The sequence below is a fragment of the Psychrobacter sp. H8-1 genome, assembly GCF_904846575.1.
In the GTDB taxonomy this organism is placed as follows: Bacteria; Pseudomonadota; Gammaproteobacteria; order Pseudomonadales; family Moraxellaceae; genus Psychrobacter; species Psychrobacter fulvigenes.
Window position 1 is genome coordinate 1,141,607 of sequence record NZ_CAJHBG010000001.1, and the last position, 12,429, is coordinate 1,154,035.

General features: G+C 42.0%; 13 protein-coding genes. 9 read left to right on the forward strand and 4 right to left on the reverse strand.

The window, feature by feature from the left end:
* Window positions 1–2 precede the first annotated feature (2 nt).
* The 5 genes from JMY01_RS04785 (at window position 3) to JMY01_RS04805 (ending at window position 6,641) form a co-directional block, all read left to right on the forward strand.
* Complete coding sequence (locus tag JMY01_RS04785) at window positions 3–458, forward strand: MarR family winged helix-turn-helix transcriptional regulator (protein ID WP_201574494.1); 456 nt, start codon at window positions 3–5, stop codon at window positions 456–458.
* Window positions 459–488: 30 nt separating this feature from the next.
* Window positions 489–1,394: an MBL fold metallo-hydrolase gene (locus JMY01_RS04790; protein WP_201574496.1), complete on the forward strand. Its 906-nt coding sequence runs from the start codon at window positions 489–491 to the stop codon at window positions 1,392–1,394.
* Between the two features lie 684 nt (window positions 1,395–2,078).
* Entirely contained in the window at window positions 2,079–3,164 is a 1,086-nt protein-coding gene (locus tag JMY01_RS04795) for a TRAP transporter substrate-binding protein (RefSeq protein ID WP_201574498.1), read from the forward strand.
* 63 nt (window positions 3,165–3,227) lie between these two features.
* Window positions 3,228–5,030, forward strand: a complete 1,803-nt coding sequence (locus tag JMY01_RS04800; RefSeq protein WP_201574499.1) for an acyl-CoA dehydrogenase C-terminal domain-containing protein — start codon at window positions 3,228–3,230, stop codon at window positions 5,028–5,030.
* A 156-nt stretch (window positions 5,031–5,186) separates the two neighbouring features.
* Window positions 5,187–6,641 carry an aldehyde dehydrogenase family protein gene (locus tag JMY01_RS04805; protein ID WP_201574500.1) on the forward strand — a complete coding sequence of 485 codons (1,455 nt, stop codon included), beginning with the start codon at window positions 5,187–5,189 and terminating at the stop codon, window positions 6,639–6,641.
* A gap of 242 nt (window positions 6,642–6,883) precedes the next feature.
* Here JMY01_RS04805 and JMY01_RS04810 read toward each other — a convergent pair whose 3' ends face one another.
* The gene (locus JMY01_RS04810; RefSeq protein ID WP_201574501.1) at window positions 6,884–8,056 is read right to left on the reverse strand and encodes a sigma-54-dependent Fis family transcriptional regulator; all 1,173 of its coding nucleotides are present in this window, start codon (window positions 8,054–8,056) and stop codon (window positions 6,884–6,886) included.
* 55 nt (window positions 8,057–8,111) lie between these two features.
* Between JMY01_RS04810 and JMY01_RS04815 the strand changes: the two genes are divergently transcribed.
* The 3 genes from JMY01_RS04815 (at window position 8,112) to JMY01_RS04825 (ending at window position 9,302) form a co-directional block, all read left to right on the forward strand.
* Entirely contained in the window at window positions 8,112–8,423 is a 312-nt protein-coding gene (locus tag JMY01_RS04815; RefSeq protein ID WP_192529932.1) for a transposase, read from the forward strand.
* Window positions 8,424–8,533: 110 nt separating this feature from the next.
* Window positions 8,534–8,911, forward strand: coding sequence for an IS3 family transposase (locus JMY01_RS14420; RefSeq protein WP_374220360.1), 378 nt, complete (start codon window positions 8,534–8,536; stop codon window positions 8,909–8,911).
* Window positions 8,826–9,302: an IS3 family transposase gene (locus JMY01_RS04825; protein ID WP_227677979.1), complete on the forward strand. Its 477-nt coding sequence runs from the start codon at window positions 8,826–8,828 to the stop codon at window positions 9,300–9,302. The genes JMY01_RS14420 and JMY01_RS04825 overlap by 86 nt, the downstream gene beginning before the upstream one ends.
* On the opposite strand, the gene JMY01_RS04830 is transcribed toward JMY01_RS04825, so the two are convergent.
* The 3 genes from JMY01_RS04830 to JMY01_RS04840 form a co-directional block, all read right to left on the reverse strand.
* Window positions 9,294–9,524, reverse strand: a complete 231-nt coding sequence (locus JMY01_RS04830; RefSeq protein ID WP_227677673.1) for a dioxygenase — start codon at window positions 9,522–9,524, stop codon at window positions 9,294–9,296. The two genes, JMY01_RS04825 and JMY01_RS04830, sit on opposite strands and share 9 nt — an antisense overlap.
* An 82-nt stretch (window positions 9,525–9,606) precedes the next feature.
* Window positions 9,607–9,897, reverse strand: coding sequence for a muconolactone Delta-isomerase (gene catC, locus JMY01_RS04835; RefSeq protein WP_201574503.1), 291 nt, complete (start codon window positions 9,895–9,897; stop codon window positions 9,607–9,609).
* Between the two features lie 71 nt (window positions 9,898–9,968).
* Entirely contained in the window at window positions 9,969–11,129 is a 1,161-nt protein-coding gene (locus tag JMY01_RS04840; protein WP_201574505.1) for a muconate/chloromuconate family cycloisomerase, read from the reverse strand.
* A gap of 349 nt (window positions 11,130–11,478) precedes the next feature.
* Between JMY01_RS04840 and JMY01_RS04845 the strand changes: the two genes are divergently transcribed.
* Window positions 11,479–12,396 (forward strand): LysR family transcriptional regulator, encoded by a 918-nt coding sequence (locus JMY01_RS04845; protein ID WP_201574507.1) that lies wholly within the window; start codon window positions 11,479–11,481, stop codon window positions 12,394–12,396.
* The last annotated feature ends 33 nt before the right edge of the window (window positions 12,397–12,429 follow it).

Genomic DNA, 12,429 nt, shown 5'->3' on the forward strand with positions numbered 1-12,429 from the left:
AATTGAAAAACATAGCACTAGATAAGCTTATCAGCAATGCCCCAACCGTGAGTTATAGTATAGGAAAACTAGATAAGCTTATTCATCAACAGCTTAGCGAAGCACTATCAGAAATGGGAGTGAGCTTACCCCAGTTTACCATGCTATCAAATCTACACCTACATGGTGAGATGGCAAATGCTAAATTGGCTTCACGTTCGTTTATCAGTCCTCAAGCCTCTAATCAAATCATTAAAACGATGGAAGAGAAGGGGTGGATAAGCAAATGTGATGATCCTAATCATGGACGTATTCTCCTTATTGGACTGACGTCAGAAGGGCAGGAAATCTATGAAAGATGTAAGGTAAAATCGATGGAGTTTGAGAATAAAATGTTGGCAGGGATACCAGCTGAGAATGTGCTAATGCTAAAAGCCACTGTCCAACGATTGATAGCGAATCTCAAAGAGGATGCTTAAAGGTATGACAAATTAAAAAGGGAATATATTATGAACAAAATTATGAAATGGATCTCGCTTTTCGTTATCTTTACGTTCTCAGCAAGCCTGGCACAAGCTGAAACTCGAGTCATTATGCTCGGGACGGGTACGCCTGTACCCAATGCTGAACGAGCTGGTTCGGGACTCGCTATTATTTATGACAATGAAGCATATTTGTTCGATGCAGGCCATGGGACAGTGCAACGTGCCATTCAAGCGTGGAAAACAATGAATGCGCCTGAATTAAATCCCCCCATGATCAAGCATGTTTTCTTGTCACACCTACATAGCGATCATACTATGGATTATTCAGAGTTAGCTGCTACCTACTGGTGGAGGCGTGAGAATCGATTAAATGCATACGGACCAAAGGGTCTGCAAGATATGACCAATGGCTATTATGAGATGCAGAAACTAGATATAGACCTACGTACTGGTGGTAATCAGCCTGTCAGTGACCCAACCATGTATAAAGTTGCAGTGAATGAAATTCCCAAAGACGGTATTGTTTTTGATAACAACAATGTCACAGTAGAAGCCTTTAGCGTTAATCATGGTGATATAGAACCTGCCTATGGTTATAAAATAACGACCCCTGATAAGACGATAGTTTTTTCAGGCGATACGACTTACAGTGAGACCCTAACCGAAAAAGCAAAAGGTGTGGATATCTTAATTCATGAAGTCATCAGTGAGAAAGGTTGGAAAGCTTTAACGCCTGATTGGCAAGCTTATCACCATTCATCCCATACTTTGACCAGCGAACTGGCCAAAATAGCCAACAAAGCTAAGCCCAACTTACTGGTCTTAACCCATGTTTTACATTATGGCGCCCCTATTGAAACGGCTTATTCAGAGATAAAAGCGCTTTATAATGGGGAAGTGGTGTTAGCAAATGATCTAGATGAGTACTAGGACGTGTCATCAATTCAATCGATGAGCTTCTAAATGGGTTAAAAATGGCTAAGCTTGTATATGGTTAGCCATTTGAATGATATTTATCTGCAGAAACAAACCTACCTTTATATTTGACTTTAATACCCAAGCTTAAAGTGGTGCCTCCCTCTAAATTCACTAGCGCAAAAGATACCTTCTGTAAAATTATACGCGCTCCCTACATTCCATTTTATTAATAAAATTGGTGGTGTTCTAAAAAGTATGCTAGCGATAGAAGTCAATAAGAAATCTATGCTAAGTTCTCTGATTCTATAGGGCTTTAAAGGCTTCAAAAATTGTTCAAGTTTTAATCAGCATACTTTTTGACACACCACCATAAAATTTACTTCAATAGCATTCACAAACAATCAAGTTTGTAAGTAATAGCTTGTACTAAAAAATAGAAGTATAGTTGAAATATTATCAATCTTCTTGATTTAATTATTTGACAAGTAATGATGTTAGGACTTATCATATCCCTAAATAAGAGGTTTTTTGAGGTATTTTATTTATAATATCATTTTTAGTTATAAAGTTTCTTTATAACCTACTATTACTAATGAGCTGAATAAATTTATTAATAAGAGAAGCTCTCTGAGTCAGTAAATGTGTGATTCAAGAAGGCGATATCACTCTCAACCGTTCAATCAAAAGGATTTGATTATGTCTAACAATAGCTTTAGTCCCAAGACCAAATTTAACTTTCGAAAACTGCTTCCCATATTTGCATTGTCTTTTATTTTTCCAATGAGCCTAACGGCTTGTGATAGTGGTTCAAAAACTAAAGGTTCTGATTCTGATGAAGTGGTTGTATTACGTATGTCGCACTTTATGCCTGCTCCATCAGCAATGAATACTCAAGCATTTGAACCTTGGGCTAAAAAAATAGAAGAAGAGTCGAATGGCCGTATTAAAATCGAAAACTTTCCTAGTTCCACACTAAGTAAAGCGTCTGAGACTTATGATGCAGCAGTGAATGGTAGGGTAGACATTGGTATACAGCTGCAAGGTTATACCAGTGGTCGTTTTCCAATATCACAAATTGCTGAATTACCTGGTATGTCAAACTCAGCTTCGCAGATGAGCTGTCTTATGCAGACATTATATGATAACGGTACTATCTCTAGTGAATATGAAGACTCTCACGTCTTAGCTCTATATGGTCTGGGTCCGGGTGTGCTACATAGCACTAAGTTAATCGCCACACCTGAAGATATGAAAGGCTTGCGTATCCGCCGCCCATCTGCCGTAGCTGGTGACATCATAGAAATTATGGGCGCAGCACCTGTAGGATTACCTGCGAACGATATTTACACTTCTCTACAGCGTGGCGTCATCGATGGACTGAGCTTGCCATGGGATGGTGTGCCAATATTTCGTGTAAACGAACTCATTGATAATCACACCAATATTCCCTTGTATTCATCAAGCTTTGTTATGAATATGAACCAAGCAAAGTATGATTCACTACCTGATGACTTGAAAAAAGTACTGGATGATAACTCGGGTATGGTTTTTTCTAAAATGGTAGGTGATGTGATTAGTAAAATGGATATAGAAGCACTCCAAGATGCTAAAGAGGCTGGCAGTACTATCGTTGATATTCCTGATCCACTAAATGACCCTGCTTGGTCGGGACCATTAAAGCAAGGTACCCAAAAATATCTTGATTCAGTGAGTCGAGATGGTGCCGATGCTGATGCAATATATAAAAAAGTAAAAGAAGCCAGTGATTTTTGTAAGGTTTAAAAGTTATTCATATAGACGTTAAAGTCCGTTATTTCATTTTATCCTCTAAGAGAAGGAAGTTTTATGCGTAACTACAACGCTCCTTTACAAGAAATGCAATTTTTACTTACCGAAGTTTTTGAGGCACCATCATTTTGGCAAGCGAATGAAAGCCTGAGTCACATTGACATGGATACTGTAAGTATGGTGCTTGAGGAGTTAGCGAAATTCACTAAAAACGTGCTTCTACCATTGAATCGTAGTGGTGATGAAGAAGGTGTTGGCTTTTCGCATGATTCACAAGGCTATGGCAAAGTAACGACGCCAACAGGGTTCAAACAAGCTTATGAACAGTATAAAGATGCAGGCTGGATTGGCTTAGGTGCAACGTCAGAATATGGCGGGCAAGGCTTTCCTAAGATGGTATCTATGTTTCAAGAAGAGATGATGTTTAGTGCCAATCAAGCTTTTGCGCTTTATCCCAATCTTGCCTTAGGTGCAGGCCTGTGTTTATTAGAATCAGCTTCTGAAGAACTAAAAAATATTTATCTGGAAAAAATATACTCAGGTGAATGGGCAGGCACTATGTGCTTGACTGAAGCACATGCGGGCACGGATTTAGGACTTATCAAAACCAAAGCGGTTCCTAATAAGGATGGAAGCTACGATATTACGGGAAGTAAAATCTTTATTACCGCCGGCGACCATGACTTGACCGAAAATATTATCCATTTGGTATTAGCGAAAACGCCAGGCGCACCTGCTGGTTCTAAGGGTACTTCTTTATTTATTGTGCCGAAATACTTGGTTGAAAAAGACGACAATGGTGACTATCAGAGTGGTGAGCGCAACGCTGCCTCTGTCGGTTCTGTCGAGCATAAAATGGGCGTCAAAGGCTCAGCCACTTGTGTCTTAAATTTTGACAAGGCCAAGGGTTGGATGGTGGGTGAGGAAAACACGGGGCTTGCCTCTATGTTCATTATCATGAACTACGAACGTCTTGCTATTGGGGTTCAAGGAATTAGTGTCACAGAGTTGGCTTATCAAAACGCAGTCGCCTATGCTAATGATCGATTGCAGTCTCGTAGTGACTCTGGTATAAAAAACCCTGATAAGCCAGCAGATGCTTTAATACACCATGCAGATGTACGTCGGATGCTGCTCAATGCAAAATCCCATGCCGAAGTCTCTCGTTGCTTTGCGATGTATGTTGCCAAACAGTTGGATATTGCAAAATATAGTAATGACAAGCAAATCGTCGAAACTGCAAATAATCGTGTTGCTTTATTGACACCGATCACTAAAGCCTTTTTGAGTGATAAAGGCTTCGAAGCAACGGTTGACTGCCAGCAAGTATTTGGCGGTCATGGTTATATTCGTGAGTGGGGCATGGAGCAGATTGTGCGCGACGCTCGAATTGCACAGATTTATGAAGGCGCTAACGGCATTCAGGCATTAGATTTACTAGGGCGAAAAGTGGCCAGAGATAGTGGCGCAATGCTTTTTGATTTTTTAGCTGAAATACGCGGTTATATTGCAAACATGCAAGCCGAGCATGGCATCAAACAGGCCACAGTGAATGCTGCCAATGATATTGAATGTTTGACCAAAACGTTATTAATGAACATCAATGAGCGTAAAGATGAAGTGAATGGCTGTGCCGTGAATTACTTACACGCTGTCGGTTATCTTTGTTTTGCTTATATGTATGCGATGATTGTGGAGACCTGCCAAGGCAAGGATGAAGTGTTTTATGCTAATAAATTGAAATTGGCAGATTATTTTATCGATCATATTTTACCTCGTATGCAGTCAAATATAGCAATGGCTCAAGCAGGAAGTGAGTCTATGATGGCCTTTGACTTGGCCTATTTTAATCATATGTGAATCAAAAGTTAATATAAACCCGTCGTTAAGCATCTAGGACACGCTCTAGTACTACTGACAAAATCCCTGCTATTATGCTTAAAGGGTGAAAATGATAAGTTTTCCATATTAAGTAAATAAGAGCAGTTTCTGTAGTCATTTAAAAAAGGAATTTACATGTCTAACTACAACAATCTACATCATAACTACATCAATGGTGAATGGCGTGATGGGACGTCCAGCCACGAAATCGTAACCAGCAACCCCTTCACCGGCGAAGAGATTGCAACCTTCAAAGCCGCCAGTTTAGACGATCTCAATGAGTCTTATGAGGCGCTTGAAAAAGCACAACAACAGTGGCGTGAGACCAACCCTTATGCCATGAGCCAAATTATTGAGCAAGCAGCGCAAGTAATGATAAATCGCCGTGCAGAGCTCATTGATTTACTGGTACGTGAGTCTGGCTCTACCGTGATAAAAGCCAATGTCGAAGTCGATGCCTGTATTGGCGTGATTAAAGTCGCAGCAGAATATCCGTTTTTATTGGAAACTACCGTTGCGCGCTCAGCCATCCCCAATAAAATAAACCACATCATTCGTAAACCTGCTGGAGTAGTGACCGTCATTGGTCCTTTTAACTTCCCAATGTTCCTAGCCATGCGCTCAGTCGTAACAGCCTTAGCCAGTGGCAACACGGTATTGCTAAAACCTGCCTCTACCACACCGATTACCGGTGGTATCTTACTGGCCAAAATATTTGAAGAAGCAGGATTGCCAGCGGGTGCGCTATCAGTTGTTGTACCCAAGACATCTGAGATTGGTGATGCCCTCTATACACATCCAATTCCCAATATTATCTCCTTTACAGGCTCTACGGAAGTCGGACAGCGCATAGGAGAAATGGCAGGTCGTGAAATCAAACGCTCCATCTTAGAGCTTGGTGGTAACAATGCGTTTGTCGTACTAGAAGATGCCGATGTTGATTATGCCGCGCGTTCAGCGGTCTTTGGTCGCTTCTTGCACAGTGGTCAGATTTGTATGTCAGTGAACCGCATCATCGTTCATGAATCTGTCTTTGATGAGTTTGCAGAAAAGTTTGTCAAATATACTAAAGGCCTAAAAGTAGGTGATCCTTCACAAGCGGATGTACTGGTCGGACCTCTAATCGACGAGCATGAAGCGAAGCGTGTTGAAGAAGCTGTCAAGCGGGCAATCGAAGAGGGTGCGGAAATGCTACTTGAAGGCAAACGCGAAGGCGCTCTCGTCCATCCATATGTCTTAAAAGGCACTAATGATGTCTATTCTGCCCGTACAGAAATGTTCGGTCCTGTCGCCACCTTAATCTCGCATACAGGTGATGAAGATGCTCTGCGTCTGGCCAATGACACCAGTGCAGGCTTGAGCGGCGCAGTGCACTCTGCTGATATCGCCCGTGCGCAGAAGTTTGCCGCTGGCTGGAAGACGGGCATGGTTCATATCAATGACCAGAGTGTCAATGATGAGCCGCGCATTGCCTTTGGTGGCGAAAAGGCCTCAGGTGTGGGCCGTTTCGGTCGCCATATCACTTTTGATGAGTTCACCACTTATCAGTGGGTGTCGGTACAGACTCAGCAACGTCCGTATCCAGTTTAAGGGGTAGTCAAATCCACGCATAGTTAGTTTTGCTAGTGATTTAAGAAAACCATGATGGCCTATAATAAGGTCGTCATGGTTTTTTAGTTTTTAATATGCTCCCTTAGAAATCCAATTTTGTTCATTACACCACTATTTTTATAAAAGGGATAAATGATTAACAACAGATTTTTTACAAATATTTTAGCTGAACTCGCTTTATTTCGAGTAGATCCTTATATACCCTCAATAGTAAATCAGGCCTAGCGTGAAGAATCTAGGCCTGATTTACTAAGTCTATAGTCAAGCTTCGCTCGGCTAATATTCAGCAAGCGCGCGGCTTTAGAGATGTTGCCATCACATTGATTTAAGGCGGCGTGAATCAGCTTATCGTTAAACTTTTCTAGATCAAAACCTTCATGAAATAAAGTTTCGAGGGCTTGGTTCACGTTGTTGTCATCAGCAGCATGCAGATTGCCACTGGTCGCTGATATTTTTAGTTTCTGACCACTTTGGCTATGTCTTTCTTGAATATTAGACAGCATTAAGTCAGCGGCATCAATGAGGTTATGGTCCTCATTAAGGATAACGGCGCGCTCAATGATATTTTGAATTTCACGAACATTACCAGGCCATGTATGCAAATTAAGATACTCACGAGCTTCATCCGTGAAGCCTTTAATGCTTTTTTGATACATTGCGGCATACTTTTGCAAAAAAAACTTAGCCAGCAATAGGATGTCTTGTTTACGTTCTCTTAATGGTGGAATGTGGATAGGGAACGTGCTCAGGCGATAATATAAGTCTTGGCGAAACTTCCCTTCTGTGACAGCAGTTTGTAAATCTTCATTTGTGGCCACTATGACTCGAACATCGACCGAAATTTCTGTGTAGCTGCCCACACGATTGAGTACACCTTCTTGTAAAACTCTTAAAAGAGAGGCTTGCGCTCGCGGAGAAAGCTCAACTACCTCATCTAAAAACAAAGTACCTGAGTGTGCTGCTTCTATCTTGCCTTTTCGAGATTGCAGGGCACCCGTGAAGGCTCCTTTTTCAACACCAAACAGCTCAGACTCTACCAGATCTGTAGGGATACTGGCACAGTTGATGGCGATAAATGGGTTCTCATTACGGTCGCTGGCTTCATGCAGCGCTTGCGCAAATACTTCTTTGCCTACTCCTGTTTCTCCTTGCAATAACACCGTCGCTTTGGTTTTCGCAACTTTTCTTGTTAAAGCTGCCGCTTTTCTAAAAGAAGGCGATTCACCAATAGCAGAAAAAAAGCCTTCAGGTTTTATCCGTGCATCAGGGTTTTGTCTTTTGAGCTCATCAAAATTACTTCGGCGCTCACTCAATTCAGTATTCAGGCGCTCAGTATTAAAAAACTTTTGCAGATCAGTGTCTTCATCCCATTCCTCTAACGGCTGTAGTGGCATAATTAAATCGGACCACGCTTAAGAGGTTATACTAACCCAAAAGAAGGAACATAGTATGACTAGCAACCGCAGAGAATATACCCGAGAATTCAAATTAGAAGCTATCAGCTTAGTCGTTGATCATAAGCGCAAAGTAGCAGAAGTGGCAGAGTCTTTAGGAATTGGTGCATCAACCCTAGATAACTGGGTACGCAAGTATAAAAAAGAGCAGCAAGGGGTTGCACCAGCTGCAGGTTTAGCCCTCACCGATGAGCAAAGAGAACTACAAGAGCTACGTAAACAAGTTAAACGACTCACTATGGAGCGCGACATTCTAAAAAAGGCTTCGGCTCTGCTAGCCTTGGACAGCCTGAACGTCTATCGCTGATCAGCAAGCTTGCAGAGCAAGACAAACGACTGAGCAAGCGTAAGCTATGCCACCTGTTTGGTGTCGTTAGAAGCAGCTACTACTATGGTATTAAGACTAAGCCTATTGATATAGAACGTGTCAAACTCAAAGCATTAATACGTCAGATATTCAATGACTCCAAGCAATCGGCTGGTGCTCGCACTATTGTCGCTATCTTATGGAATGAGCATAACATCAGGCTGACACGTTACCTAGCAGGTAGTCTTATGAAGAGTATGCACCTTAAAAGCTCTCAGGAAAAGACACACAAGTATAAGCATGCTGATCAGATGCATAAAACCCACGACAATATCCTAAAGCGCAATTTTAGTCCAAGCATGCCTAACCAAGTCTGGACGGGAGATGTGACCCTATATCCGTATCAAGAGCGGCTGGTGTTATCTAGCTGTGGTGTTAGATCTGTTTGCCCGTCGTGTCGTGGGCTTTGCCGTATCAGACTCTCCTGACAGTATGCTGACTGCTAAAGCACTACAGATGGCATATCAGACGAGACTTAGACCCAGTAGGGTGCTGTTTCACTCGGATCAAGGCACGCATTACACTAGCAAGGCATTTGCTGAATCCGTGGCTAGTTGTGACGGCATGATTCAAAGCATGAGCAGAAAGGGTAATTGCTGGGACAACGCGCCAACTGAACGCTTCTTTAGAAGCTTTAAAACGGAATGGATGCCAAAGGGTGGTTATGAAGATATCTTTGAGGCTAAGAGTGCTATCACTGACTATATCTGGGGCTATTATCAAACTGTGAGACCCCATACTTTCAACAATTACTTAACACCATTAGAAACAGAGAGACGCTATTTTAACAAAAGCCTCTTATCAGGTGTCCTAAATTAGTTGACCACTACATAGCAGACCTGCTTCTTTGCCTAAGTCACCAATGTATTCCACACCGCTCCAGTATTCATCAGCAGTGATATGTAGGTCATTGATGGTTTTCATCAAGTCAGTGACGATACGTAGAGTAATCTCTTGCACGCGTGGATTGACTTGCTCAGGATAGTCGATTTTGCCTTTAACAAACTTTTCGGCCAATGCTTCAATTTGCTTGTGTTCCATGTCTCTCTCCTTGTTGAGGACTATTTAAAAGGTATTTAATTGAGTAGCCTTACTCAATGTTTTTACTGTATGGATAACTGTGTTAGCTGTCGTCATCACGGATAGATGAAGGATGACGTAATAAAGGCGTCACTTCGACCTTCATATAAGGATAAAGCGGTAGCGACATCATAATATCGTGTAGCTCTTCATTGCTTTCGACATCAAAGATACTGAAATTAGAGTACTCGCCAGCCAAACGCCAAATATGACGCCACTTACCTTGCTCTTGCAGCTTTTGTGAGAGGGCTTTTTCGGTGGCTTTGAGCTCATTAACTTTATCAGCATCCATATCTGTTGGGATTAAAACATCCATTCTGACGTGGTATAACATGGTGACTTCCTTATTAATGATTGGTGAATAAATTTGATCACATAAACATCATTTGATGATAGTTATTGCAATTAAGACTTAGCAGTATATTTCTCTGATTCAGAAAGCTTGGGTAGGGCTGCATCACTGTGCTCAGCATAGTGATAGACCTTGTCCTTATCGACTTCGATACCCAGTCCAGCGCCTGTAGGCACCGTTAGACCAAAATCATGATAATCAAGTGGTTGCGCCAGCACATCATCGGTTAGTAATAGTGGGCCAAAAAGCTCTGTATCAAAGCCTAGGCTAGGGTAAGTAGAAAACACATGCGCTGATGCGGCTGTGCCAATAGGGCCTTCAAGCATCGTGCCGCCATAGAGCTCAATACCTGCTAGCTGTGCCATTTGACCGATGAGACAAGCCGCTTTTAGTCCGCCAGCTTGATTAATCTTTACGGCAAAAACATCAGCACAGTGATCGGCTGCTAAGGCAAAAGCGTTCTGAGGATCTTGGACGATTTCATCCGCCATGATAGCCACTTCAAAGTGCTCTTTTAAGCGTTTGAGTGCTGCTTTATTACGCATTGATACAGGTTGTTCTATTAGATCAACACCGCCATCCTGGAGTAAGCTAATCCCTTTCATGGCTTCAAGCTCTGTCCATGCTTGATTGACATCGACGGTAATGCGGCAATCAGGCATGGCTTGTTTGATTGCCAATACGTGTTTGACGTCATCAAGAATAGGATTGCTACCGATTTTTAGCTTAAAGATGCGGTGTTTCTTCTGTGCGACCATCTGCTTGGCTTCAGCGATATCGGTTGCAGTATCACCACTGGCAAGTGTCCATGCCACTTCGATACGATCACGGACGCGCCCACCGATTAGCTTACTAACAGGTAGACCTAAGCGTTTGCCTTCGATATCGAGTAGGGCGGTTTCAATCGCGCACTTTGCAAAGCGGTTGCCACTGACATGTAGGTTTAGTAGCTGCATGGCTTTGGCAGAAGTAGCTGGCTGCTCTGTTAATAACAGCGGCGTAAAGTAGGTATCAATATTGGTTTTGATGCTATGAGGGCTTTCTTCAGCATAGCTTAGACCACCGATGGTAGTCGCTTCGCCCCAACCTTCATAGCCATCTTCGGTCTGGATATGCACCAATACCAGTACTTGCTCTCTCATGACTGTACAAGCAAGCTTATGCTCTCGAATAGTTGGTATCGGTACCAGCAAGGTATTAATTGAACGAATCATATCTATCCTTAAGCCCTTAAGCGCTAATAAGTAATTCTGCATTCTTTATATCACTATAGGCGTTGTGGTTAAGCTTGTCTAAGACTTGTTTTAACAAATATTGATACCTTTTGGGTATACTGTGGCTATAGTTAATATACTTTAAAAATAATATAGCGCTACTGGGATGCTGTCTTTTGAAGTACAGTTGCGCAGCCTCTGGGTACGCAGCACGCAAGTAAAATTTATACCAGTAGCGTGTCTACATCTATAACAGTTTTATTATCAATTGACTATATAACTTACCGATAAAAGTTTTAGTTGAAAATATTCGAAATAGCAAGTCGTTCATTAAAACAAGAGGTAGCCAATGGAACTTAGGCATTTACGTTATTTTGTAGCGGTAGTGGAGGAAAAAAGCTTCAATAAAGCGGCGGAGCGTTTATATATCTCACAGCCGCCGCTTAGTCGACAAATCAAACAGCTAGAAGAAGAGTTGGGCGTCACTTTAATTGATCGTAATCAGCGTCCTCTTAAAGTAACTGAGGCAGGTAGTTTCTTTTATGATCATGCCCTACAAATATTGCAAAAGTCTGATCATTTACGAGCCATGACCATGCGCAAGGGCAACTTTGATAGCTCCTTATCGATAGGCTTTGTTGCCTCAATTTTGTATGGCACACTACCAAAGATAATCTCTCGCTTTCGCCAAGCTTATCCCACCGTGCAGATTAAGCTGCATGAGCTTAACTCATGGCAGCAAACACAGGCGTTGACCAGTGGAGATATCGATGTGGGCTTTGGCAGATTGTTATTTGAAGATGCCTCTGTCAGACGTATATTATTAAGAGAAGAGACTTTAGTGGTGGCTGTACCCATCAACCATCCTATCATTCAAGAAGGGCGCACTAGCGTTGATATTGCGGATCTGATAAATGAGAATTTATTACTCTATCCGAAGACGCCGCGCCCCAGTTTTATTGATTATATATTAGGATTGTTCGAAGCAAATAACCTAAAACCCAGTTGCTATTTTGAGGTGAGTGAAATGCATGTGGCATTGGGTCTGGTGGCGGCAGGCGAGGGTATGACCATCGTGCCCAAATCACTGCAAAATCTACGCGGTCAAGAAATTGGCTATCTACCACTCGAGCAAGGACTTCTAACATCGCCTGTGATTATGAACGTCAGACATTTTGACAAGTCAGCGCTATTGAAAACCTTGTTAGAAGTCACGTACCAGGTTTATGAAGAAGAAGGCTTTGTTTATAAACGTGAGCAAATATGAATAAACACTGCACTCACTAAGTCTTTTAATATT